This window comes from Streptomyces sp. NPDC041205 (genome assembly GCF_055591765.1).
Window position 1 is genome coordinate 451,222 of sequence record NZ_JBVIZH010000006.1, and the last position, 25,195, is coordinate 476,416.

Annotated in this window: 17 protein-coding genes; 9 read left to right on the forward strand and 8 right to left on the reverse strand. The window is 72.3% G+C overall.

All coding sequences use genetic code 11. The features are described 5' to 3' along the window. The first annotated feature begins 803 nt into the window (after positions 1 to 803). Positions 804 to 1,859, forward strand: a complete 1,056-nt coding sequence (locus ACZ6BG_RS27100; RefSeq protein WP_469006021.1) for a lytic polysaccharide monooxygenase auxiliary activity family 9 protein — start codon at positions 804 to 806, stop codon at positions 1,857 to 1,859. A gap of 100 nt (positions 1,860 to 1,959) precedes the next feature. Here ACZ6BG_RS27100 and ACZ6BG_RS27105 read toward each other — a convergent pair whose 3' ends face one another. Further along, entirely contained in the window at positions 1,960 to 2,832 is an 873-nt protein-coding gene (locus ACZ6BG_RS27105; RefSeq protein WP_469006023.1) for an esterase/lipase family protein, read from the reverse strand. Between the two features lie 403 nt (positions 2,833 to 3,235). Between ACZ6BG_RS27105 and tuf the strand changes: the two genes are divergently transcribed. After that, positions 3,236 to 4,429 carry an elongation factor Tu gene (gene tuf / locus ACZ6BG_RS27110; protein ID WP_469006025.1) on the forward strand — a complete coding sequence of 398 codons (1,194 nt, stop codon included), beginning with the start codon at positions 3,236 to 3,238 and terminating at the stop codon, positions 4,427 to 4,429. A 96-nt stretch (positions 4,430 to 4,525) separates the two neighbouring features. On the opposite strand, the gene ACZ6BG_RS27115 is transcribed toward tuf, so the two are convergent. Beyond that, entirely contained in the window at positions 4,526 to 5,203 is a 678-nt protein-coding gene (locus tag ACZ6BG_RS27115; RefSeq protein WP_469006027.1) for a pentapeptide repeat-containing protein, read from the reverse strand. Positions 5,204 to 5,482: 279 nt separating this feature from the next. After that, positions 5,483 to 5,893 (reverse strand): P-loop NTPase family protein, encoded by a 411-nt coding sequence (locus ACZ6BG_RS27120; protein WP_469006029.1) that lies wholly within the window; start codon positions 5,891 to 5,893, stop codon positions 5,483 to 5,485. A gap of 214 nt (positions 5,894 to 6,107) precedes the next feature. Between ACZ6BG_RS27120 and ACZ6BG_RS27125 the strand changes: the two genes are divergently transcribed. The 4 genes from ACZ6BG_RS27125 (at position 6,108) to ACZ6BG_RS27140 (ending at position 13,408) form a co-directional block, all read left to right on the forward strand. Continuing rightward, a complete protein-coding gene (locus ACZ6BG_RS27125) occupies positions 6,108 to 9,545 on the forward strand; it encodes a DNA polymerase III subunit alpha (RefSeq protein WP_469006031.1) in 3,438 nt (1,145 codons plus the stop codon). 6 nt (positions 9,546 to 9,551) lie between these two features. After that, a complete protein-coding gene (locus tag ACZ6BG_RS27130; RefSeq protein WP_469006033.1) occupies positions 9,552 to 10,535 on the forward strand; it encodes a DNA polymerase Y family protein in 984 nt (327 codons plus the stop codon). A gap of 255 nt (positions 10,536 to 10,790) precedes the next feature. Continuing rightward, the gene (locus tag ACZ6BG_RS27135; RefSeq protein WP_469006035.1) at positions 10,791 to 12,185 is read left to right on the forward strand and encodes an MFS transporter; all 1,395 of its coding nucleotides are present in this window, start codon (positions 10,791 to 10,793) and stop codon (positions 12,183 to 12,185) included. Continuing rightward, complete coding sequence (locus ACZ6BG_RS27140; protein WP_469006037.1) at positions 12,182 to 13,408, forward strand: FAD-dependent monooxygenase; 1,227 nt, start codon at positions 12,182 to 12,184, stop codon at positions 13,406 to 13,408. Before ACZ6BG_RS27135 ends, ACZ6BG_RS27140 begins: the two co-directional genes overlap by 4 nt. 1 nt (position 13,409) lies before the next feature. On the opposite strand, the gene ACZ6BG_RS27145 is transcribed toward ACZ6BG_RS27140, so the two are convergent. The 3 genes from ACZ6BG_RS27145 to ACZ6BG_RS27155 are packed head-to-tail and all read right to left on the reverse strand — an operon-like array spanning position 13,410 to position 17,792. Beyond that, a complete protein-coding gene (locus ACZ6BG_RS27145) occupies positions 13,410 to 14,081 on the reverse strand; it encodes a response regulator transcription factor (RefSeq protein ID WP_469006039.1) in 672 nt (223 codons plus the stop codon). Further along, positions 14,078 to 15,532 carry a sensor histidine kinase gene (locus ACZ6BG_RS27150; RefSeq protein WP_469006041.1) on the reverse strand — a complete coding sequence of 485 codons (1,455 nt, stop codon included), beginning with the start codon at positions 15,530 to 15,532 and terminating at the stop codon, positions 14,078 to 14,080. Before ACZ6BG_RS27150 ends, ACZ6BG_RS27145 begins: the two co-directional genes overlap by 4 nt. Before the next feature lie 7 nt (positions 15,533 to 15,539). After that, positions 15,540 to 17,792 carry an MMPL family transporter gene (locus tag ACZ6BG_RS27155; protein ID WP_469006045.1) on the reverse strand — a complete coding sequence of 751 codons (2,253 nt, stop codon included), beginning with the start codon at positions 17,790 to 17,792 and terminating at the stop codon, positions 15,540 to 15,542. A gap of 227 nt (positions 17,793 to 18,019) precedes the next feature. On the opposite strand from ACZ6BG_RS27155, the gene ACZ6BG_RS27160 reads away from it, so the two are divergent. Both ACZ6BG_RS27160 and ACZ6BG_RS27165 read left to right on the forward strand, forming a co-directional pair. Further along, entirely contained in the window at positions 18,020 to 19,057 is a 1,038-nt protein-coding gene (locus tag ACZ6BG_RS27160; RefSeq protein WP_469006046.1) for a DUF3533 domain-containing protein, read from the forward strand. A 79-nt stretch (positions 19,058 to 19,136) separates the two neighbouring features. Further along, positions 19,137 to 20,282 (forward strand): AAA family ATPase, encoded by a 1,146-nt coding sequence (locus ACZ6BG_RS27165; protein ID WP_469006047.1) that lies wholly within the window; start codon positions 19,137 to 19,139, stop codon positions 20,280 to 20,282. Positions 20,283 to 20,404: 122 nt separating this feature from the next. Here the strand turns inward: ACZ6BG_RS27165 and adhE are convergent, their stop codons facing one another. Further along, a complete protein-coding gene (adhE, locus tag ACZ6BG_RS27170; RefSeq protein WP_469006049.1) occupies positions 20,405 to 23,071 on the reverse strand; it encodes a bifunctional acetaldehyde-CoA/alcohol dehydrogenase in 2,667 nt (888 codons plus the stop codon). A gap of 516 nt (positions 23,072 to 23,587) precedes the next feature. Here adhE and ACZ6BG_RS27175 point away from each other — a divergent pair. After that, positions 23,588 to 24,034, forward strand: coding sequence for a subtilase-type protease inhibitor (locus ACZ6BG_RS27175; protein ID WP_469006051.1), 447 nt, complete (start codon positions 23,588 to 23,590; stop codon positions 24,032 to 24,034). Here the strand turns inward: ACZ6BG_RS27175 and ACZ6BG_RS27180 are convergent. Then, the gene (locus tag ACZ6BG_RS27180; protein WP_469006053.1) at positions 24,024 to 25,187 is read right to left on the reverse strand and encodes a helix-turn-helix domain-containing protein; all 1,164 of its coding nucleotides are present in this window, start codon (positions 25,185 to 25,187) and stop codon (positions 24,024 to 24,026) included. The genes ACZ6BG_RS27175 and ACZ6BG_RS27180 overlap by 11 nt on opposite strands. Positions 25,188 to 25,195 lie beyond the last annotated feature (8 nt).

Genomic DNA, 25,195 nt, shown 5'->3' on the forward strand with positions numbered 1-25,195 from the left:
GTGATGGCGGCGGCTGGCCCGGCTACAGGTCAGGGCACCATTGCCCCGCCTTATTGGTACGGCCTCCGGAGCCACTGCTCTATGGTCTCTGGGCCGTCGGAGGACGCCCCAGGGCGACCAACGACGACCACTGACAACCGCTGCCCCACTGGTCAGCACGCTGCCGGATTCCTTCGAGGTCGCAGATTCGGCGTATCAGTTCTTGCGTATAGCCGCGACGCTTCCGATAGAACGCGATCCGTTGCCCGATGCTGAGGTGATCTCCCAGACCACGCATTGCGTGCTGCCTCCTGTTTGTAGGGGCCAGCTTCACCGTACAGAGCTGGTCAACAGGCGGGTAGTCGGCTGCGCCGCCCGCCAACTCGATCGTGAAGGGCTCCACGGGAGGAGACCCGGACGAACTGTCCGGGTCTCCATGCCCTTCAGTGCAGTTCCTCTGAATCGCAGGGCGCCAAGCACACGCTCAGCGGCCGCTCGGCCGTCACCACCCCTTGGCATCGACTCCCTGTGGGGAGCCAAACGGGGAGCCATGCCTCGCGACATCAGGTGGACTGGCATGGACTCGTACGGACGAACGTGCCCTCCGCGCCTGCTCCGGCAGGGGTCCCAAAGGTCTCTTCCTGTGCCCTCGATTAGCCATCCCTTAACGGCGGCATAAGGATCTCCTCCGGCCGGTCCCAGCAGGCGAATTCGGGGTTCGCGGCGGCTAGCTTGCTGATCGCCGCGAGGTTCGTGCCCCGCCCGCCGCGGGGGCTCGTGAGCCGCACGCCCCCACTTGTTCGTCGCCCTAGGAGAGATCCCCCATGACCGCTGCTCGCAAGGTCGTCGCCCTCGCCACCGCGGGTGTCGCCCCGCTCGCCCTGACGGTGTTCGCCGCGGTGCCCGCCGCCGCGCACGGGTCGATGACGGACCCGGTGAGCCGGGTGTCCGCCTGTTTCCAGGAGGGGCCCGAGGCGCCGAAGTCGGCCGCGTGCAAGGCGCTTGTGGCGGCCGGCGGGACGCAGGCGCTGTACGACTGGAACGGCGTCAACATCGCCAACGCCGCGGGCAAGTCCAAGGAGATCATCCCGGACGGGAAGCTGTGCAGCGCCGGGAACGACAAGTACAAGGGGCTCGACCTGCCGCGCGCCGACTGGCCGTCCTCCAAGCTCACCGCCGGTGACCACACCTTCAAGTACCGGGCCACCGCCCCGCACCGGGGCTCCTTCGAGCTGTACGTCACCAAGGACTCGTACGACCCGAAGAAGCCCCTGAAGTGGTCGGACCTGGAGGCGCGCCCCTTCGCGAAGGTCACCGACCCGAAGCTGGAGAACGGCAGTTACGTCTTCCGGGGGAAGGTGCCCGCCAAGTCCGGGCGCCACCTGGTCTACTCGATCTGGCAGCGTTCCGACTCCCCCGAGGCCTTCTACACCTGCTCCGACGTGGTGTTCGGCGGCAAGGGCAGCGGCGGTTCGGGCGCCGGGGCCGCCGCGCCCACCGCCTCCGCGCCCTCCGAGAAGGACATAGCCGACGGCGCTGACAAGTCGTCCGTGGAGCACCGCGGCCACGGCGACAGCGACGCGAAGACCGGGCCGAAGGTCACGGAGGCCGAGCCCGCCAAGGGCACGGGGACCACCGGGGCCGCCGAGGACACAGCGGACGGCACGGCGGCCGCGCCCGGCACCTCCGGGAACCAGCCCGAGGTGAAGGGCGCCGCGGGCAAGCCCGTCGCCGCCGACGAGAACCTCGCCGAGACCGGCGGCGACAGCACCACCCCGTACCTCGCGATCGGCGGCGCCGCGGTGCTCGCGGTCGGCGCGGCCGCGATGTTCATGACGACCCGCCGCCGCGCGGCCACCGGCGGGCGCCACGGCCGCTGACCTGGTCCTCCCTGGCCGCGTGAAGTCGCCCGCGGCCAGGGAGAGGTGAGGGCCGCCGCCACCCCGGACGCGGGGCGGCGGCGGCCCCGCGCCGATCGCTCTACGACAGGCAGGTGGTCGGCTTCGCGTGGGCCGGGTCGAGGGCGTTCGCCACCTCGTGGTGGGCGACCCGGTCCAGGATGCCCACCGCCACGTGCTCGGAGAGGTCCACCGCGCAGAGGTCCTGCACGACGACGTTGCGCACGTCGGGGCCGTTCAGGAACTGCGAGCGGTACGGGGTGACGACCTCGTCGTACTTCGTGGCGATCACGGTGTAGCGCACGCCGGGGACGGTGTCGCCGCCCGCGTTCAGCTTGGCGAGGAACGTCGACCCGGCGATCTGGTCGGCGAGTGCGGGGGTGGCCGTCGACAGCAGGTCCTCCGCGCCCGGGAAGAAGGGCAGGAGCTTGGTCAGGCCGAGCAGGGTCGTGCCGTGGTTGTCGGGCGCGAGGCCGATCAGGGCGTTCACCTTCTCGGCGCCGCCGAGGAACTTCAGGTAGTAGCGGGGCATCATGCCGCCCTGCGAGTGCCCGACGATGTCGACCTCCTTGGCGCCCGTCGCCTTGAGCACCTCGTCGACGTAGGCGTCGAGCTGTTCGGCCGACTTGTCGATCGGGCCGAGGCCGTGGAAGAAGGGCACGGTGGGCAACTGGCCGTAGTCCAGCGAGAAGACGCAGTAGCCGCGCTTGACCAAGTAGGGCGCGAGAACCAGCCAGTTGTCCACGGAGTTGCCGAAGGTGCCGTGGGCCAGGACGACCGGGCGGGGGTGGGCGGCGGACGGCTTGCAGCCGTAGTCGTTCCAGCCGCTCGACACGGCGGCGGCGGTACGCGAGGGAGCGGATTCGGCGGCCGTGGCGGTGGGGGTGAGCGTGGCGGCGCCCGCGACGATCAGGGCGGCGGTGAGCGCGCGCAGCGCTCGTCTCCAGGGCAGCATCGTGTGTTCTCCTTGCGGCTCAAGGGAGTGCGAGGACTGGGTAACGATCGCCCTGTGACCCGGGACACGAGGTTGACGTGGTCACGCTAAATTACGAGCCGGTAGTGCAAGTGTGAAGTTACGCGCGGGTAAAAATTCCAGCGATCACTGGCGCGGTCGACGCCGTCGGCGCCGTCGACGGCGAGCGACGGCGGACGCGCCATGGCGGGTTGTCGAGCATCCGGCACGCGTGGGCACCGGCGAACCCTATGATCACCCTACGTACGAGTGCGGCTACCAGCGGTCGTGAACTGTGTGGAGTGGTTGGGCAGTTGGTGGCCGCACCCGTGCGTCATCCCCAGCAACAGCGGTACGGCGGGTGCGCGTCGGCGCGTCACCTGTCCAGGTATGAGGAGACGCCCCCATGGCGAAGGCGAAGTTCGAGCGGACCAAGCCGCACGTGAACATCGGCACGATCGGCCACGTCGACCACGGCAAGACGACGTTGACGGCGGCCATCACGAAGGTGCTGCACGACGCGCACCCGGACCTGAACCCGTTCACGCCGTTCGACGAGATCGACAAGGCTCCCGAGGAGCGCCAGCGCGGCATCACGATCTCGATCGCGCACGTCGAGTACCAGACCGAGGCGCGTCACTACGCTCACGTCGACTGCCCCGGCCACGCGGACTACATCAAGAACATGATCACGGGTGCGGCGCAGATGGACGGCGCCATCCTCGTGGTCGCGGCCACCGACGGCCCGATGCCGCAGACCAAGGAGCACGTGCTCCTGGCCCGGCAGTCCGGCGTCCCGTACATCGTCGTCGCCCTGAACAAGGCCGACATGGTGGACGACGAGGAGATCCTGGAACTGGTCGAGCTGGAGGTCCGCGAACTCCTCAGCGAGTACGAGTTCGACGGGGACAACGCCCCGGTGGTGCAGGTCTCCGCCCTCAAGGCGCTCGAAGGCGACAAGGAGTGGGGCGAGAAGCTCCTGGGCCTGCTGAAGGCCGTCGACGAGAACATCCCGCAGCCCGAGCGCGACACCGACAAGCCGTTCCTGATGCCGATCGAGGACGTCTTCACCATCACCGGACGCGGCACCGTCGTCACCGGTCGTATCGAGCGTGGCGTCCTGAAGGTCAACGAGACCGTCGACATCATCGGCATCAAGACCGAGAAGACCACCACCACGGTCACCGGCATCGAGATGTTCCGCAAGCTGCTCGACGAGGGCCAGGCCGGTGAGAACGTCGGTCTGCTCCTCCGTGGCATCAAGCGCGAGGACGTCGAGCGCGGCCAGTGCATCATCAAGCCCGGATCGGTCACCCCGCACACCGAGTTCGAGGCCACCGCGTACATCCTGTCCAAGGACGAGGGCGGCCGCCACACCCCCTTCTTCAACAACTACCGCCCGCAGTTCTACTTCCGCACCACCGACGTCACCGGTGTCGTCACCCTCAAGGAGGGCACCGAGATGGTGATGCCGGGCGACAACGCCGAGATGACGGTGAACCTCATCCAGCCCGTCGCCATGGAGGAGGGCCTGCGCTTCACCATCCGCGAGGGCGGCCGCACGGTGGGCGCCGGCCAGGTCACGAAGATCAACAAGTAGCCTCCCGCCCGCCCCTGCGAGGGCGGGGCGCACCTGCCGGACCTCGGCCTCGGCAAGACTGGCCCGTCATCCACTCCGGAGCGGGCCAGTACGCGCTCAGGCGTCCGTCACCCGCAGACCGGCCATGACCGCCAACGCCGGTGCCAGCTCAAGCAGTTGAATACCGCTGATCGTCGCCCCGCGCAGCCCTTCGAGCCCCGAGGCGATGCCGAGAGCCGCCGCGCCGCTCAGGTCGGCCCGGTCCACGGTGACGCCGTCGAAGCGGACACGCTCCAGCGTCGTACCGGGAAAGGCGACGCCGTTGAGGCGCGCGCCGCCGAAGTCGACATCCCGCAGCAGGCAGTCCACGAAGACGACATCGCGCAGCTCGGCCGCGCGCAGGTTGACCGAGTCGAACTTGCAGCGGTGGAACACCACGCGGCGGAGCCGGGCGCCGTACAGCTCCACCCCGGCGAGCAGCCCCGCGCCCGACTCGCAGTCCGTCCACTGGGTCTCGGCGAGGTCGGTGCCCACCCAGCGGGTCTGCCACGTCCAGACATCGGTGAAGCGGACCCGGCGATACCGCCCGCCCTCGACGGCCACCGAGGAGAAGGCGCACTCCAGGAACGCGGTGCCACCGCCGTCCAGATCGACGAAGTCACCCCCGTCGAAGTGCACGGACTCATGGTCCCCGTCCCGCCCGAGCTCCCCCGCGAACACCTCGAGGCGGTGGGCGAACGGAAGGTCGGCGAGGCTCCGGGGGGCGGGAGTGGCGGGGCGCGGGGTCGCGGGCATGACGGGTCCTCTCCGAGGGGCGGAGTCAGGGGTGGGGATGAGGGGTGGGATGCCGTTCGTTGTATCGCGCCCGGGCAGCGGCGACCCAATCGGGCGGCGCGGGACACCTGCCTCCGCCGCCCGAGCCGTCGCGGCGAGACACCTTCGAGGAAAGGGTGGAAATGACCCCAAACCATCCACCCCAAGTGTGAGGTACGCCACTTGCCGGAGAGCCCGACTCAAGCCGGAGAATCCCCAACTCACCTGCCAGCAGGGCGAGTTGATGAAACCAAGGCACCCTCACCCGCCCCCCGCGCCGGTTCCCTCAAACGGATCCTGCGCCGCACCGTCCGGCAGGCGACAAGCAGCCCCTCGCGGTACGTCGCGCTCCGGCTCGGCAGGGGCGGCCATGCGCAGGGACTCCACCAGTTCGCGGCAGAGCGCGTCCGAGCACAGCACCTCCTCGCGCCGCCCTTGCGCGCGGATGCGGCCGCCCTCCATGACGACGACGGTGTCCGCGTCGAGCACGGTCGACAGGCGGTGGGCGATCGCCACCGCGACGCCGGTGGCCGCGCGCGAGCGGATGCAGTCGCGCGCGGCCACCTCGGCCAGTCCGCCCAACCGAGCGGTGGCCTCGCCCAGGAGCGGCACGTCGGGGGTGGCGAGCAGCGCACGGGCCGGGGCGACGCGCTGCCGCTCACCACCGGACACGCCGGTCGAGGACAGGGGGCATCCAGGCCCTCATGGAATCGCCGATCACTGATCGACCCCGCCCCCGCCCCCCGACCCTGACCCCGGCGCGGCCGGGCGGAAGGCTTCGCCGGATCGCTTATCGAACGAACGTGCGAACATTGAGTTAGAGTGCTCATGCGGCCCGAGCGAGCCGGACGACACAGAGGGGGGTCATGGGAGCCAGGAGGTGTGTATGTCGTTTACGCACCTCCGTGTGGCGAGTGGCTACTCGCTGCGGTACGGGGCCAGCCATCCGCACACGCTCGCCGAGCGGGCCGCCGAGCGGGGGCTCGACGCCCTGGCGCTGACCGACCGGGATTCACTCGCGGGCGCGGTGCGCTTCGCCAAGGCGTGCGCGCGGTCGGGCATCCGGCCGCTGTTCGGGGTCGACCTGGCGGTGCCCGGCGTACCGGCGCCGGGAGCGGCACCGGCCGGGCGGCGGCGGACCCCCGCCAGGGGCGGCGCGTTCGTGACGGAGGCGCCGCTGCGCGCGGTGTTCCTGGCCCGGGACGCGCGCGGCTGGGCCGAGCTGTGCCGTCTGGTGACGGCGGCGTCGGACCAGGGCGTCACCTGGGAGGACCTGACCTGCGCGGAGGACGAGGCGTTCGTGCTCCTCGGGGCGGACTCCGAGGTGGGGCGGGCCCTGGCGGCGGGACGCCCGGACCGGGCCGCGGCGCTGCTCGGCCCGTGGCGTGAGCGGTTCGGCCGGTCGCTGCGCGTCGAGGTGTCCTGGCACGGGCGGTCCGGCACCGGCCCCGGGTCGCTGCGCCTTGCCGCGCGGATGGCGGGATTCGCCGCCGAGCAGCGGGTGGAGGTGGTGGTGAGCAACGCCGTGCGCTACGCCGATCCGCGGCAGGGCGAGGTCGCCGACATCCTGGACTCCGCCCGCCTCCTCGTCCCCGTCGACGACCGGGACGCGTCCCGGCTCGACGGCGGGCAGCGGTGGCTGAAGGACGCCGGGGAGATGGAGCGGATCGCCGGGCGGATCGCCGAGGCCGCGGGCGGCCGGGGCGTGGACGCGCGGCGGCTGCTCGCGGCGACCGAGGAGACGGCCACGGCCTGCGCGGTCGACCCCGGTGAGGCGTTCGGGCTCGGGCAGCTGAACCTCCCGGAGTCCGAACTGGTGGGCGCACGCGCCGAGTTGGTCGACAAGGCCCTTGCGGACCGGTGCGCCGCGGGCATGATGGGGCGCGGCTACCACCGGGACGTCCGGCGCTGGGACCGGCTCGAGGACGAGCTGCGGATCATCGCGGGGCACGGTTTCGCCGGGTACTTCCTGACCGTCGCCGAGGTGGCGGCGCAGGCGCAGGCGCTCGGCATCCGGGTCGCGGCGCGCGGTTCGGGCGTGGGCTCGCTGGTCACGCATCTGCTGGGGATCAGCCCGGTCGACCCGGTGGCGCACGGGCTGCTGATGGAGCGGTTCCTGTCCGCGCGGCGGTCCGCGCTGCCCGACATCGACCTGGACGTGGAGTCGGCGCGGCGCCTGGAGGTCTACCAGGCGGTGCGGAAACGTTTCGGCGCCGACCGGGTGGCGACGCTCGCGGTGTACAAGACGTACCGGGCGCGCGGCGCGATCGAGGACGTGGCGCGGGCCCGGGGCATGGCCCCCGACAAGGCGGCCCGCCTCGCCAAGGCGTTCCCGCACATCCGGGCGAAGGACGTGCGGGCGGCCCTCGCCGAGCTGCCGGAGCTGCGCGAGGTCACCGCGGAGGACCACGGCCGGCTGTGGGAGCTGGTGGAGGCGCTCGACGGGCTGCCGCACGAGGCGGCCATGCACCCCTGCGGCCTCCTGGTCTCCAACGCGGGACTGCTGCGGCGCACCCCGGTGGCTCCGACCAGCGTGGAGAACATCGCCATGTCCCAGTTCGACAAGGAGGACATCGAGGACACCGGGCATCCGAAGATCGACGTCATCGGCGTCCGCATGCAGTCGGCGCTCGCGCACGCGGTCGCCGAGATCGAACGGGTCACCGGCGAGCACCTGGACCTGGACGACCCCGCGCAGGTGCCGCCGGGCGACCCTGCCACGTACGACATGATCACGTCCGGGGACACCCTGGGGACGTTCCAACTGGAGAGCCCGGGACAGCGCGAGCTGGTCCAGAACCTGCGGCCGCGGTCGTTCGACGACCTGACCCTCGACATCAGCCTGTTCCGCCCCGGCCCGGTGGCGGCCAACATGGTGGCGCCGCTGATCGAGGCCCGCGACGGCCGGGCCCGCGCCCACTGCCCGCACCCGGACCTGAAGCCGATCCTGGCCCAGACCGAGGGGCAGGTGGTCTTCCACGAGCAGGTCATCGCGATCATGGCGACGATGACCGGCTGCGACCGGGGCACGGCGGACGAGGCGCGCCGCGCCCTGTCCGACCCCGAGCGGCAGGGCCGGGTGCGGGCCTGGTTCGCCGCTCAGGCCCGCACCCGCGGCTATCCGGTGCGGGCCGTACGGGACGTGTGGGACATCCTGGAGGGCTTCGGCAGCTTCGGCTTCGCGAAGGCGCACGCCGCGGCCTTCGCGCAGCCCGCGTACCAGTCGAGCTGGCTCAAGGCCCACCGGATGGCGGCCCTGCTCGCCGGGCTGCTCACGCACGACCCGGGGATGTACCACAAGCGCGTCCTGGCCGCGGACGCCCGCCGACACGGGGTGCCGCTGCTGCTGCCCGACATCAACCACTCCCAGGCCGCACACACAATCGAACTGGTGTCCGGCAAGTGGGGTGTACGGATAGGGCTTTCGCAGGTCCGCGGCATCACCGAGGCCGAGAGCGGCCGCATCACCGCCGGGCAGCCCTACACCTCGCTGAAGGACTTCTGGCAGCGCGCCCGGCCCAGCCGTCCGCTGGCCGAACGGCTCGCGCAGGTCGGGGCGATGGACTCCTTCGGCGTGCGGCGCGAACTCCTCCTGCGGATCTCCGAGTTGCACCGCTCCGGCCGCGGCCAGGACTCCGCCACGGGACAGCTGCCCATGGGCGACGGCGGCGAGCCGGGCGGCGGCACCGCCGCTCTCACCGGCCTGCCGGCCATGGACAGCTCCGAGCAGCTCGCCGCCGAGCTGGACGTGCTCGGCATGGACGTCTCCCGCCATCTGCTCGCGGACCACCACGCCCTGCTGGCCGACATCGGCGCGACGCCCGCCGCCGATCTGCCCCGGCTGCGGCACGGTGCCACGGTGCTGGTCGCCGGGGTCAAGGTCGCCACCCAGACACCGCCGATCCGCTCCGGCAAGCGCGTCATCTTCGCCACCCTCGACGACCCCACCGGCCTGTCCGACCTGGCGTTCTTCGAGGACAGCCACGCGCACTGCGCCCATACGGTCTTCCACAGCAACCTGCTGCTCGTACGCGGGACGCTGACCCGCCGCCCGCCGCGCGCCTTCAGCATCACCGGCACGGCCGCCTGGGACCTGGCCGAGCTGATCGAGCTGCACCGGGACGGCGGACCGGCCGCGGTCGCGGATCGGCTCGCCCGTCCCGCGACCCCCGGGCGCCGGGCGGGCACGCGCCGCACCCTCACCCAGCCGACCGGTTACGCCCTGCACCCCTGGGCCGACCTCAAGCCCCCGGGAACCCCGGCCGCCCTCACCGCTCTCGACGGAAGGACCTTCCACCATGCGAGTCCCGGAAGCGCGGGGTGACCGACGATGATCCTCTACCTCCACTTCGGCGACCCGCAGCCCGAGCCGACGTACCGCCGGCTCATGGACACGCTGGCCGAGTTCACGCCCACGGTCCAGGCCCTGCCGCCCGACGCGGCACTCGCCGACGTGTCCGGGAGCGTGCGGTACTTCGACCGTGACGCCACCGCCCTCGCGGCCCTGATCCGGATGCGGACGGCCGCGGTCTTCGGCCTGGACGCGACCGTCGGCGTCGGCCCCAACCCGCTCCTCGCCCAACTGGCCGCCCACCGTGGCGCCCCCGGCGCGATCCGCGCCGTCCCCGACGCCCCCGGGGCCATCACCGCGTTCCTCACCGGGCTGCCCGCCGCCGCGCTGCCCGGGGTCGGCCCGGCGACGGTCCGCACCCTGGCCTCCTACGGCCTGGCCACCGCCGACCTGATCGCCGCCACTCCCCTGCTCACGCTCCAGCGCATCCTGGGCACGGCGGCCGGGCGCCAGCTCCACCAGCGCGCGGCCGGCATCGACCCCACACGGGTCGTCCCCGGCGCCCCGCCCCGCACCTTCAGCGCCGAGCACCGCTTCACCCGCGACGAACTCGACCCCGACCGGCAGCGCGGCGCCCTGGCCCACCTCACCGAAAAGCTCGGCACCCGGCTGCGCGGCGAGCGGCAGGCCTGCCGCTGTCTGACCTTGACCGTCCAGTACGCCGACCGCACCGGGTACTCGTCGATCACCCGCAGCCGCACCTTGCCCGAACCCACCGCGCACAGCCCTCGACTCCGCGTGGCGGCACACGCGTTGCACGGCACCCTGGGGCTGCAGCGGGCCCGGGTCCGGGGCCTCACGCTGCGCGCGAGCGACCTGTGCGACGCGGGGTCGGCGTCCCGGCAACTGACCTTCGGGGCCGACGACGACAAGGCCCGCCGTATCGAGGCGGCGGCCGACCGGGCCCGGGCGCGCTTCGGTCCGGGCGCGGTGCGGCCCGCGAGCACCGCGGGGCTGCGGTGACCTTTCCGGCGCCGGGCCGCGCGTCGGCCTGTAGTCACGTGCGCCGGTGCCTGTAGTGCGCAGGCACCAGGGCGGGTGCGGGCTGGTCCGGGCGCACCAGGGGAAGACGGCGGCGGGGGACGATGCCCGGCCGGGGGGCCGGAGGCAAGTGTGGGAGGCGCGCACCTTCTCGTGCCCGCACGCACTCGCCCACCCTTCACGCGCTCGCTCGCGCCTGCCGCGCTTGCCCGCACCCCAACGATGAACGGGACGTCCATGTCCGTGACTGTCGCTCCCCCGGCCCGCGTCGGGAAGCTGTCGATCGGTGCCCTCGGTGTCCTGGCGCTCGCCCTAGGCACCCTGCAGTCGGTGGTGGAGCCCGCGCTCCCGCAGTTGCAACGCGAGTTGGGGGTCAGTCCCGCCGAAGGGGCCCTGATCGGCAACACGTTGCTCATCACCGGCGCGGTCGTCGCACCCGTCGCGGGCAAGCTCGGCGACCGCTACGGCGGCAAGCGGGTCCTCGTCCGGCTGATGGCCGTCGTCTCGGCCGGTGGTCTGCTGGCCGCCCTGGCGCCGAACCTGCCGGTGCTGCTGGCCGGTCAGGTGCTGCAGGGCGTCATGGTGGGCGCGCTGCCCCTCTCCTTCATCCTCGTCCGCAAGCACCTCGCGGCAGGGCCGTCGCGGCTGGCGATCGGCCTGGTCATGGCGCTGTTCACGGGCGGCGGCATGGTGGGGACGCTGAGCGCGGGGCCGATCGCCGAAGGGCTGTCCTGGCCCTGGATGTTCGCGCTGCCGACCGTCGCGGTCATCGTGACGACGGCGGCCGTGGCACGACTGCTGCCGCACGATCCGCCGGTCCGGTCGGACAGCGGGATCGACTGGCCCGGCATGGTGCTGCTGAGCGGCACGCTGCTCGTGTTCATGCTCGGGCTCGTGAAGGTCACGGGCTCCGGCCTGCCGCCCCTCGCGGTCGGTGGCCTCGCGGTGGTCGTCGTCGCCCTCGCGACCGGATGGGTCGTCGTCGAGCGCCGGGCGGCCGCGCCGATGGTCGACCTGCGCATGCTGGCACGGCCCGCGCTCTGGCATTCGTGCGTGCTCACCTTCGTCGTCACCGCCGGTTTCGGGATGGTGGCCTTCCTGCTCCCGCAGTTGTTCGCGTTGGAGGCCGACGGGTACGGCTTCGGGCTCGGCACCACCGACATCGGCCTTCTCCTGCTGCCCGGCGCCGTCGCCGGGGCGGTCAGCGACTCGGTCGGCGGGGTCGCGGCGCGGCGTCTCGGTCTGCGTACCGTGCTCGTCGTGGGCGCCGTCGTCATGGCGGCCACGGCGATCGCCCTCGCGGCGCTGCACACCGCGGCATGGCAACTCGTCCTCGCGAAGGTGCTGACCGCGATCGCCGCGGGCGTCGCTTCCACGGCGCTGCTCACCCGCGCCGCCACCGCCGTCGAGACCGAGGACACCGGCATCGCCACCAGCCTGCTCGTGGTGACCCGTGTGATCGGCGTCGCCATCGGCGGCCAGGTCGGCGGCTCGATCCTCGACGCCGGGGCCGACCCGACGACGGGCCTGCCGACCGAATCGGCCTTCGCCACCGGCTTCGTCGCCGCCGGTCTCATCGCCGCACTCTCACTGCTCGTCGTCCGTGTCACGAAGAAGGGAACCCAGGCATGACACCTGTCGATCTGTCGATGAACGTGAGTACGCCGACCGCGCGGCGCACCGTCCTGATCTCGGGCGCCGGCGTCGCCGGACCAGCCCTCGCGTACTGGCTGCGCCGCTCCGGACACACGGTCACCGTGGTGGAGAAGGCGGGCGCACCGCGCGGCGGCGGCTACCCGATCGACATCCGCGGCACCGCGACAGAGGTGGTGCGGCGGATGGGCGTCCTGCCGCGGCTGCGGGACGCGCACATCGACGTGCGCCGCTTCACCTTCCTCGACGCCGACGGCGCCACCGTGGCCTCGGTCGGCGCGGGCACCGCCACCGCAAGCGCCGAGGGGCAGGACCTGGAGGTACGTCGCGGGGATCTGGCCGCGGTCCTCCACTCGCTGGTCCGCGACGACGTGGAGTTCCTGTTCGACGACTCCATCGACACCCTCGACCAGTACGGGCCCGGGGTCGACGTCACGTTCCGCAGTGGGCGGCAGCGCACGTTCGACCTGGTCGTCGGCGCCGACGGCATGCACTCGGCCACCCGGAACTCCGTCTTCGGCGTCGAAGAGCAGTTCCACCGCCATCTCGGCCACTGCTTCGCCCTCTTCACCACGCCGAACACCTTCGGGCTCTCCCGCGAGCTCATGATGTGGAACACCCCGGGGAGAGCCGCGGCCCTCTACGCCACCGGGCACGACGACGAGTTGCACGCCTTCCTGAACTTCCACCAGCCACAGCCGCCGCTCGCCGCCCTGCGCGGCCCCGACGCCCAACGGGACCTGGTCGCCAGGGTCTTCGCGGACGCGGGCTGGGAGGTCCCCGCCATGCTCGACGCCCTGCGCAAGGCGGACGACCTGTTCTTCGACACGGCCGGTCAGATCCGCATGCCCCACTGGTCGAGGGGCCGCGTCGCGCTCGTCGGCGACGCCGCGTACGCCCCCTCGTTCCTCACCGGCCAGGGTTCGAGCCTCGCGCTCGTCGGCGCCTACCTGCTCGCCCACGCCCTGGCCACGCACCGGGACCACACCGCGGCCCTCACCGCCTACGAACACGGCCTCCGCCCGTTCGTGGCCCTGAACCAGGCCCTGGTCGACGAGGGCGGGGCCGCGCTCTTCCCCACCACGGCGCAGGCCCTGGAGCAGCGCGACGCGATGCTGCGCGGCCTCGTCACCATGCCCTCGGCGACGGCGCGACCGGCCCACTCGGCCCTGACGCTGCCGGAGTTCGCCCCGGCGCCCTGACCTAGTCGGCGTCCGCCCGGGCCAGGCCCGTCCGGTAGGCGATGACGACGAGCTGGGCCCGGTCGCGGGCCTCCAGTTTCGTCATGGCGCGCTGGACGTGGGCGCGGACGGTGAAGGGGCTGAGGAACATCTGCTCGGCGATCTCCTGGTTGGACAGGCCGGTCGCGACCAGGGCCACCATCTCGCGTTCGCGCGGGGTGAGCACGGCGAGCCGTTCGGGGTGGCGCGGCGGGGCGTCGGCCGGTGTGGCCAGGAACCGGGCCACCAGGGAGCGGGTCGCGGCCGGGGACAGCAGGGTGTCGCCGGCGGCGATCGTCCGTACGGCCGCCAGCAGGTCCTCGGCCCCGATGCCCTTGCCGATGAAGCCCCCGGCGCCCGCGCGCAGCGCCTGCGCGACGTACTCGTCGGTCTCGTACGTGGTGAGGATCAGGATGCGGCTGGCCCGCAGGTCCGGGTCCGCGCAGATCTCCGACGTGGCGGCGAGGCCGTCCACCTCGGGCATCCGGACGTCCATGATCACAACGTCCGGGCGCAGTTGCCGGGTGAGCCGCACCGCCTCCCTGCCGTCGGCGGCCTCGCCGACCACGGTGATGTCGTCGGCGGAGTCGAGAAGCAGCCGGAAGGCCCCGCGCAGCAGGGCCTGGTCGTCGGCGAGCAGCACGCGAAGGGTCATGGGGCGCCCCCGGTTTCTCCGGCCTCTCCGGCGCCCGGCCGTCCGGCGCCTGTCGCTCCGTCAGACATCGGCGCTTCGATGGGTGTCGCCCCGTCCGTCATCTGCCCCTCGGCAGTCGTCGCCCCGTCCGTCATCTGCCCCTCGACAGTCATCACTCCACCCGTCATCTGCCCCTCGGCACTCGTCGCACCGTCACCGCTCCGCGTCGTGTCCTTGGCGGGCGGCAGGGGCAGTTGGGTGGAGACGAGGAAGCCGCCCTCCGGGCGCCTGCCCGCGGAGAGTCGTCCTCCGACCGCGGTGGCGCGTTCACGCATCCCGATCAGACCGTAACCGGGCGGGCGTTCCGTCGCCGTGGCCGCGCCCGCTCCGGCGGCCGCGTTCGGCGTCGTACGGGATTCCCTGCCGTCGTCGGCGACGGTGATGGTCACGCGGTCGCGGTTCCAGGCGAGGCGCACCCGGGCGCTGCCGGTACCGGCGTGCTTGGTCACGTTGGTCAGGGCCTCCTGGACGATGCGGTAGGCGGTGAGGTCCACTCCCGGCGGCAGCGGCCTGGCCGTGCCCTCCTCGTGCACCGAAACCTCTAGGCCCGCGCGGCGGAAGGACTCAAGGAGCGTGGGGAGCCGGGACAGTCCGGGCGCCGGTTCGGCGGGCCGGGCCGTGTCCCCGGGTTCCGTGTCCTCGGACTGGCGCAGCAGGCCGACCGTGGCCCGCAGGTCGTCGAGCGCGTCGCTGGTGGTCTCGACGAGTTCCCTGAGGCTCTTGCGGGTCTGCTCCGGGCGGGTGTCGAAGAGGTGGGCGGCGACCGTGGCCTGCGCGTTGGCCAGGGTGATCTGATGGGCCACCAGGTCGTGCAACTCCCGGGCGATGCGCACCCGTTCCTCGGCCACTCTCCGGCGCGCCTCGCTGTCCCTGCTCTCCTCGGCCCGCAGGGCCCGCTCCTCCACGGCCGCCAGATAGGCCCGCCGGTTCCGCACCGAGCGCCCGAGCACCCCGGCCACGAGGGGAAACGCCGCCACCGCCCCCACCCTGCTCGCGTCCTTCCAGGAGAGGGCCCCGAACAAAGGGGTGGCGGCGAGAAGGAGTGCCGCGGAGATGAGCGACACCGCGCTCGCCGCGCGCCGTTCGTTGCGCACGGTGAGCGCGTAGGAGTAGGCGGTGATCACGGCGGGGGCCACGATGAGCGGGCTCAGCAGGAGGCCCAGGGGCGGCACGAGGATGCCGCTCGCGGTCGTGACCGCCATGACGGCCAGGGGCGCCCGGTGCCGCAGCGGCAGCACGGCACTGGACACCACGGCGATGGCGTAGGCAGCGGCGGACGGCGGTGACAGCGGGCCGTCGTCGTCGCGCAGCACGCCGCCGAGCAGGCAGAGCGCGAACGCCGTCGCCGTGACCGCGCCCTCCCGCCACCATGTGCCGCGTGTGCGCGGGCCACCGCCGTCCGTGTGCGTCATGACCGGCTCAGTACCGGTGCCGGCCGACGGGCAGCGGCTGCGCCGCCGCGTCCACCACGGCCGCGGGGGCCGGGACGTGCCTGTTCAGCTTCTCGCCCTCGATGTCCACGTTCGGCAGCACGCGGCTCAGGATACGGGGCAGCCACCAGGCCCGGTGGCCGAGCAGGGCGAGGACCGCGGGCACGATCGCCATCCGCACCACGAAGGCGTCGAAGGCGACGGCGGCGGCCAGGCCGACGCCCATCGTCTGGATGGTCGGGCTGCTCATCCCGATGAATCCGGCGAACACGCTGACCATGATGATCGCCGCCGCGGCCACCACCCGTCCGCTGTGCCGGAACCCGGTCACGATGGCCTCGCCGGGGGACGCGCCATGGACGTACGCCTCCCGCATCCGGGTGAGCAGGAAGACCTCGTAGTCCATGGCGAGGCCGAACACGATCCCGATGACGAGGATCGGCATCAGCGACATCACAGGGCCGGTCTGCTCGATGCCGAGCAGGTCCGCCGCCCAGCCCCACTGGAAGACGGCGACGAGGACACCGAAGGCGGCACCCACCGACAGCAGGAAGCCGAGCGCTGCCTTGACGGGGACCAGGATCGAGCGGAACACCACCATCAGCAGGAGCACCGCCAGGCCGATGACCACCGTCAGATAGGGGATGAGGGCGTCCGACATGGCTTCGGAGATGTCGATGTTCATCGCGGTCTTGCCGGTCACCAGGACGCCGGCGCCGGTGTCGGCCTCGACCCCGGAGACCGCGCCCCGGATCGCGTTCACCAGGTCCTTGGTCTCGCCGCTGTTCGGCGCGGTCTTCGGTACGGCGGTGAGGACGGCCGTGTCCTTGGTCTTGCTGAGCAGCGGATCACCGACCGACGCGACCCCGTCCACGCCCCGCACGGCCTTGACGACCAGGTCCGTCGCGGCCCGGGTGTCCGCGGCCCGCGACGAGTCCACGACCACGGTCAGCGGGCCGTTGAAGCCGGGGCCGAAGCCGTCCGACAGCAGGTCGTAGGCGCGGCGCTGGGTGGTCTCCACCGACTTGGACTCGTCTCCGGGCAGCCCGAGTTCGAGGCTCAGCGCCGGTGTCGCGACGGCACCGAGACCGAGTCCGGCGACCATCAGGACGGCCACGGGGCGACGCAGCACGAACCGCGCCCAGCGGGTGCCGAGCCCGGGACGGCCCGCCGCGCCGGGCACCGGGTGCTCGCTTCCCTCCTTCTGGTACGAGGGTGCCTTCCGGGCGGCGCGCGACAGCACCCGCCGGCCGAAGAAGCCGAACAGCGCCGGGACCAGCGTCAGCGCGACGAGTACGGCGAGGGCCACCGCGCCCGCCCCGCCCAGGCCCATCTTGGTGAGTTCGGGGATGCCGACGACGCCGAGGCCGACCAGGGCGATGAAGACGGTCGCCCCGGCGAAGACGACGGCGGATCCGGCCGTGCCCGCCGCCCGGCCCGCGGCCTCCTCCGGGTCGCTGCCCCGGGCGCGCTCGTCGCGGTAGCGGGAGGTGATGAAGAGCGCGTAGTCGATGCCGACCGCGAGGCCCAGCATCAGCGCCAGGATGGCGACGGTGTCCGTCAGGCCCAGCGGCACGGCGAGCGCGGAGACCAGGCCGAAGGCGATGGCCACGCCCACGAACGCGGTGAGGAGCGAAAGGCCGGCCGCGACCAGCGACCCGAGGGTGAGGACGAGGACGACGGCCGCCACCGCCACGCCGACGATCTCCGTCGTACCGCCCGGTGCCTCTTCCGACTCCAGGGCCGAGCCGCCGATCTCCACGGTCAGACCCGTGCCCCGGGCCTTGCCCGCGGCGTCCTCCAGGGCGCTCTTCGTCGGCCCGGTCAGGTCACGGGCGTCCGCGGTGTAGGTGATCGTGGAGTAGGCGATGGTGCCGTCCTTGCTGACGGCGCCGGTCTTGTACGGGTCGGTGGCCGACGCGACCTGGTCGCCCCCGTCCAGCGAGCCGAGCGTGTCCTTGACGGCCGCCTTGTTCTCCCCGGCCGTCACCCGCTGCCCGTCCGGGGCCTGGAACACCAACCGGGCCTCGGCGCCCTGGGCGTTGCTCTCGGGGAAGCGCTCGTCAAGGAGGTCGAACGCCTCCTGCGACTCGGTGCCCGGCATGGAGAGGTCCTCTTCCTCCGCGGCCGGCGCCACGGCGGCGGCCGCCACGGCCAGCAACAGGGCGCCCAACCACAGACCGCCCACGAGCCGGCGCCTCCGGAAGGCCCACCGCCCGATCCGGTAAAGAAAAGTCGCCACCTGTAGATCACTCCAGACACCGCTAGGCAAGGGAAACGCGCGAGATGCGCGCGCCTCCCACAGTTGCCTCCGGCGCCCCTGCCGGGCATCGTCCCCTGCCGCCGTCTTCCCCTGGTGCCCCCGGACCAGCCGCGCACCTGTCCTGGTGCCTGCGCACTAGAGGCGGCCCGTCATCCGTTCGGCCCACCCCACCTGCGTGAGCCCCGGGCGCCTCGGAGCGTGGGGGCATGACCTTCGTCGACGAGTTGAAGAGCGCCGTCACCCCGCGAGCAGCCCTGCTCGTCGTCGGTGTACTGGCGCTCCAGCTGCTGTTCATCGCCTCCTACGTGGGCGCGCTGCACCATCCGAAGCCGCGGGACGTGGCCTTCGGAGTCGTCGCCCCCGGCGACGCGGCCGCCCAGACCAGGGACAAGCTGGCGAAGCTGCCCGGTGAGCCACTGGACCCGCGCGTGGTCAAGGACGAGGCCGAGGCGCGGCGGCAGATCATCGACCGGAAGATCGACGGCGCCCTGATCGTCGACCCTCAGGGCACCACCGACACCCTCCTGGTCGCCTCCGGCGGCGGCAAGGCACTCGCCAACGCCCTGGAGATGATCGCCGCCAAGGCCGACGGCGATCAGAAGCGCTCGGTGCGGCCCGTCGACGTCGCCGCCGCGTCGCCCCAGGACTTCAACGGCCTGTCGTCGTTCTACCTGGTCGTCGGCTGGTGCGTGGGCGGCTATCTGTGCGCCTCGATCATGTCGATCAGCGCGGGCTCGAAGGTCGCGAACCCTCAGCGCGCGGCGATCCGGCTCGGCGCCATGGCCCTGCTCGCCCTCGCGGGCGGCCTCGGCGGCGCGGTCATCATCGGCCCGATCCTGGGCGCCCTGCCCGGCTCGATCATGGCCCTGTGGGGCCTGGGCGCCCTGGTCACCTTCGCGGTCGGCGCGTTCACGCTCGCCCTGGAGGCAATCACCGGCGTCGTCGGCATCGGCCTGGCCGTGCTCGTCATCGTGGTGGCGGGCAACCCCAGCGCGGGCGGCGCCTTCCCCCTGCCGATGCTGCCCCCGTTCTGGGAGGCGATCGGCCCGGCCCTGCCCCCGGGCGCGGGCACGTGGGTGGCCCGCTCCATCGCGTACTTCCAGGGCAACGCGGTGACGGGCCCGCTCCTGGTCCTCTCGGCGTGGGCGGTGGCGGGAGCGGCGGTGACGTTGCTGGTGGCGACGCGCAAGGCGGGCGGGCGGACGAAGACGGACGAGGCGACCACCAGCCCGTCCGGCGTTTGAGGACGAGCCGCGAAGCGGCGAAAAGGGAGCCAGGGGCACGGCTCCGTGAATGTCAGACCCGCCTGCGACCCTGAAGAACATGATCCGCACACTCGCCGTCGAAAACTACCGCTCGCTGCGCAAACTGATCGTCCCGCTGGACCGCCTGAACGTCATCACAGGCGCCAACGGCACGGGCAAGTCCAGCCTGTACAGAGCACTGCGCCTCCTCGCGGACGCGGGCCGAGGCGGCTCCGTCGCGGCCCTGGCCCGGGAAGGCGGGCTTCAATCCGCCCTGTGGGCAGGCCAGGCCAAGGCGGAGGCGGCCAACATGAGACTCGGCTTCGCCGGCGACGAGTTCGGATACGCGGTCGACTTCGGGCATCCCATACCGACGTCGGGCGTGGGCGCGGCCCCGTCCCTGTTCAACCTGGACCCGGAGATCAAGCGCGAGTGCACGTGGGCGGGACCGGTCCTGCGCCCCGCGGCCCTGCTGTGCGACCGCGCGGGCCCCGCCGTGCGCACGCGGACGGCGGACGGCGGCTGGCACCGCACGCAGGGCCTGCGGCCGTACGACAGCATGCTGAGTGAGCTGGCGGACCCGCAGCTCGCGCCCGACCTGCTCCGGCTGCGCGAGCTGATCCGGTCCTGGCGGTTCTACGACCACGTCCGCACCGACGCCGACGCCCCCGCCCGCGCCGCCCGCATCGGCACCCGCACCCCGGTCCTCGGCCACGACGGCGCCGACCTGGCGGCGGCCCTGCAGACCATCCGCGAGATCGGCGACGCCGGGGCGCTCGACGCCGCCGTGGACGACGCGTTCCCGGGGACGCGGGTGCGGGTCGAGGACAACGGCGGGCGGTTCGAGGTGCAGTTGCACCAGAGGGGGCTGAACCGCCCCCTCGGCGCGGCCGAGTTGTCCGACGGCACGCTGCGCTATCTGCTGTGGGCGGCCGCGCTCCTCACGCCCCGGCCGCCCTCGCTCCTGGTCCTGAACGAGCCGGAGACCAGCCTCCACCCGGACCTGCTGCGCCCCCTCGCGGACCTGATCCTGCACGCGACCAAGGACACCCAGATCGTCCTGGTCACCCACGCCGACCCGCTGGCGGAGGCGGTCGCGAAGGGCGCCCGCCGCCACCGCGTGGACGTCAACTCCATAGAGCTGGTCAAGCAGTCGGGCGAGACGGGGGTCGCGGGCCGCGAAAGCCTTCTGGACGAGCCCTTGTGGTACTGGCCCAAACGCTGACGCACGGGCACCGAGCCCCGTAAGGGGCGCGGGGAACTGCGCGACCAGCCCCCACGACCCGCAGACGAAAGGGGCCGCCCAGCACCCGAAGGCACCGGACGGCCCACACCCGACGACAAGGCTCAGGCGGCCGACCCCACCCCGTAGAACGCCAGCCGCATCAACCCCTCCATCTCGGAGAGCATCGGCATCCGCGGATTGGCGGGCGCGCACTGATCCGCGTACGCGTTCCTCACCTGCTGGGGCAGGGCCTCGATGAAGGCGGCCTCGTCGACCCCGGCCTCCTGGAAGGAGGCGGGAATCCCGCACCGCGCCCGCAGCTCCTCGACGGCCCGGGCGTAGGACTCCACGCCCTCCTCGGGCGTGGCCGCCGCCAGGCCCAGCGTGCGGGCGATCTCCTGGAACCGCTCCGGCGCCCGGTACACCTCGGCCTTGGGCCACGGCGTGGCCTTCCCGGACACGGTGCCGTTGTGCCGGATGACATGCGGCAGCAGCACCGCGTTGGTGCGGCCGTGCGGGACGTGAAAGGTGTTGCCGAGGGTGTGCGCCATGGCGTGCACGAGGCCGAGGAAGGCGTTGGCGAAGGCCATGCCCGCGACGGTCGAGGCGTTGTGCATCTTCTCGCGGGCCTCGGGGTCGCCGGCCCCGTTCACCACGCACCTCTCCAGGTTCTCGAAGATCAGCTTGATGGCCTGGAGGCAGAGCCCGTCGGTGTAGTCGTTGGCGTACACGGAGACGTACGCCTCGGTGGCGTGGGTCAGGGCGTCGAAGCCGGAGTCGGCCGTGACGGCCGGGGGCAGCCGCAGCGGCAGGACCGGGTCGACGATGGCGACGCTCGGGGTGAGGGCGTAGTCGGCGAGCGGGTACTTCTGGGCGGCCTCCGGGTCGGAGATGACGGCGAAGGGCGTGACCTCCGAGCCCGTGCCCGAGGTCGTCGGGATGGCGATCATGCGTGCCTTCTCGCCGAGCCCGGGGAAGCGGAAAGCCCGCTTCCTGATGTCGAAGAACTTCTCCTTGGTGTCGGCGAACTCGACCTCGGGGTGCTCGTACATCAGCCACATGATCTTGGCGGCGTCCATGGGCGAGCCGCCGCCGAGGCCGATGATGGTGTCCGGCCGGAAGTCCCGCATCCGGGCGGCGCCCGCGCGCACGGTGGCGAGTTCCGGGTTGGGCTCGACGTCGTCGATGACCTGCACGGTGACCGGCTCCGCGCGGGCGGCCAGGATGTCGGTGACCTTCCGTACGAAGCCGAGGTCCGACATCGTCCGGTCGGTGACGACGCAGACGCGCTCGATGCCCTCCATCTCGCCCAGGTAGCGCAGCGAGTTGCGCTCGAAGTAGATCTTCGGCGGGACCTTGAACCACTGCATGTTGGTGTTGCGCCGTCCGATCCGCTTGACGTTGACGAGGTTGACGGCGGAGACGTTGTTCGACACCGAGTTGTGTCCGTACGAACCGCAGCCGAGGGTGAGGGAGGGCAGGAAGGCGTTGTAGACGTCGCCGATGCCGCCGAAGGTCGAGGGCGCGTTGACGATGACGCGGACCGCCTTGACGCGGCGGCCGAACTCCTCCGCCAGCGCCTCGTCCTCGGTGTGGATCGCGGCGCTGTGCCCGAGGCCGTGGAACTCGACCATCCGCGCGGCGAGTTCGATCCCCTGCTCGGTCGAATCCGCCTTCAGCGCGGCCAGTACGGGCGAGAGCTTCTCGCGGGTCAACGGCTCGCCCTCGCCGACCTCCGCGCACTCGGCGAGCAGGATCTGGGTGTTCTCGGGCACCTCGAACCCGGCCTGCTCGGCGATCCATCGCGCGGACTTGCCGACGACGTCCGCGTTGAGCTTCGCGCCCGCGCAGTTGGCGGCGAACGCCGTGGTGCCGAAGACGAACTCCTCCAGCTTGGTCTTCTCGGCCGCCGACACCACGTACGCGCCGAGCCGCTGGAATTCGGCGATCCCCTCGTCGTACACCTCACGGTCGAGAACGACCGCCTGCTCGGAGGCGCAGATCATGCCGTTGTCGAAGGCCTTGGAGAGCACGATGTCGTGCACGGCGCGGTTCAGCTTGGCGCTGCGGGCGATGTACGCGGGGACGTTGCCCGCGCCGACGCCGAGTGCGGGCTTGCCGCAGGAGTAGGCGGCGCGGACCATCGCGTTGCCGCCGGTGGCGAGGATGGTCGAGACGTCCTCGTGGTTCATGAGGAAGCCGGTGGCCGCCATCGAAGGGTCCTCGATCCACTGCACGCAGTCCTCGGGCGCCCCGGCCGCGACTGCCGCGTCCCGGACGACGCGGGCGGCCTCGGCGGAGCACTTCTGGGCGCTCGGGTGGAAGGCGAAGACGATCGGGTTGCGGGTCTTCAGGGCGATGAGTGCCTTGAAGACGGTGGTGGAGGTGGGGTTGGTGACCGGGGTCATCGCGCAGACGACACCGACCGGTTCGGCGATCTCGGTGATGCCGTTCAGCTCGTCGCGGGAGATGACGCCCGCGGTCTTCAGTCCGCGCATCGAGTTCACGACGTGCTCGCACGCGAAGAGGTTCTTGACGGCCTTGTCCTCGAAGAGGCCGCGCCCGGTCTCCTCGACGGCCTGCCGGGCCAGTTCCCCGTGCGCGTTCAGCGCCGCCAGGGAGGCCTTCGTGACGATGTGGTCGACCTGTTCCTGGTCGTAGGACTCGAAGCGGGCGAGCGCGGCGCGGGCCCGCCTGACCAGACCGTCCACCAACTCCTCGCCCCGCGCGTCCTTTGCCCGCGCTTCCCGGGCCCGCGCGTCCTCGGTCCGCGTCTCCTTCGTCTCCATGGCAGGTACTCCCTCTTCAGACCCCTGTGGTGACCTCTCCATTCGACCTCCGCGGCGCCGCCCAGAGATCAAGAAAAAGCCCTGACCCGAGAGGGAGAAAGTCCTTCCGGCAACGCGAAATATCGCGGAAAACGATCTCTCACCTGCGTGAACGCCAAGGGCCCAAAGACCCTTGCGAGCTTGTGAACGCATTCACAAAATCCCCGCCCGTACTCCTGATCCGGCCATTCCCGCCCCACCGAAAGGACCTGACCGGGGTGACGCACTCCACTTCCCCACCCCGCGACCGCACATTCCGGCTATCGCGGAAACTTCCCCCGATTCCCCCCTTCCCGCCGGTCACGCGTGGTGCACCACACCTCAACCGACCGTGAGGGATCATTGCTTCACGCCACTACACACAGTTTTCAACCAACGACTGAAAGTCAGCGCCCGATGTGCTTTCGCTGTCGCCTTCGGCAAGACTCCGGTCCGTTCCGTTCGTTATTCGCAACAACAAGCAAGGGAGTGTTCGAAATGCGGTACATCTCTGGGGGGATCGCGCTGGGCGCCGCTCTCGCGCTCGGCGGTCTGGCCACCGCGGCCACCGCCGTTCCGGCGCCCGCGGCCACCGCTGCGCCCGCCGCCGCGAGTGGCTTCGCGCCCTCCGAGCTGGTGCTCACCGTCGGCTACGGCGCCAAGGCCGCCGACGCCTCGATCCAGCGGGCCGTGACCCTCGGCTGTTCCTCCACCGGCGTCGGCAGCCACCCCGACGCGCCCGGTGCCTGCGACCAACTGCACGCGGTCGGCGGCAAGTTCGACAAGGTGACCAAGGCGCCGACGACCACCGCCTGCACCAAGGAGTGGAACCCGATCGTGGTGACGGCACAGGGCGTCTGGGAGGGCCGACGGGTCTCGTACGAGCACACCTTCGCCAACCCCTGCGCGATGACGGCGGGTCAGGGCAAGGTCTTCAACTTCTGAGACCGCGCGGGTCCTGAGGGCCCGTGAGCCAGCCCCGCAACGCGGCCTGGGCGCCGGCCTGGAAACGGGTGTCGGCGCCCAGTTCGTCGAGCAGGCGGCTGATCCGGCGGCGCGCGGTGTGCACATGGACGCCCAACCGGCGCGCGATCGCCTCGTCCTTGAAGCCGCCCGCCAGCAGGCCGAGCAGATCGCGGTGCTCGTCGGACAGGCGCGGCCCGGCGCCGCCGAGCGGTAACGCCCGCTCCCACAGGGCCTCGAAGAACGGCCGGAAGACGTGCTGGAGCAGCGCGTCGCGCACGACGACGGCCGCGCGGGTCGGGTCGACGCCGGCCGCGGGCGGCAGCAGCGCGTCCCTGCCGTCCACCGCGATCAGCTTGGTGGGCACGTCGGCCGCGACCCGTACCCCGAGCCCCCGGTCGACCAGCGGCCCGAGCAGCCGGGTCCTGCCGGGCAGCGCGAGCCCCTCGCGGGCGAGCACCACCCGCACACTGACCCCGCGTTCCAGCAGGGCCGCGATGCCGGTGCCGGGGTCGGCGCCCGCGACCGCCCACGGGTTGAGGTAGGGCGGCCGGTCGAGGATCAGCACCTCCTTCTCGGCGCGGGCAAGCAGGTGGTCCACGTGCCGCACGATGGCGCCGGGACCGCTCACCGCCTCGACGGCCGCGACCGCGCCGGGCACGAGGGCCGGGGCGGGTTCGAGGCGCTCGGCGATCTCGTCGGCCTGGCGCCGCAGCCGCTCCAACTCCGCTGCCTGGGCGTGCAGTTCCGCCTGTCTTCGGTGGATCAGGGCCCGCACGGCGGGCGCCGGCGGCACCGGACGCGGCAGCCCGGCACGGCCGAAGGACCCGGCCCCCGCCCCGGCTCCACCCGCACCCCTCCCCGCGCCTCCGCCCGGACCCGCGCCCCCGCCCGCGCCGGAGTCCGGATCCCCACCCGGCTCCGTGTCCGCGTACGGAACCGTGAACCCGTGCTCCCGCAGCCGGGACAGCGACCGCTCCAACTGCCCCCGTGTCAGCCCCAGTTCCCGCCGCAGCTGCTCGGCGTCGCGGGCCGCCGGGGACCGCTGCCGCAGCAGCGCCCCGTACACCCGCTCGTCCGCCTCCCCCAGGCCCAGGTCGCGCAGCGCGCTCCCCTTGCCGCTCCCCATGGTCATGTCGGGCA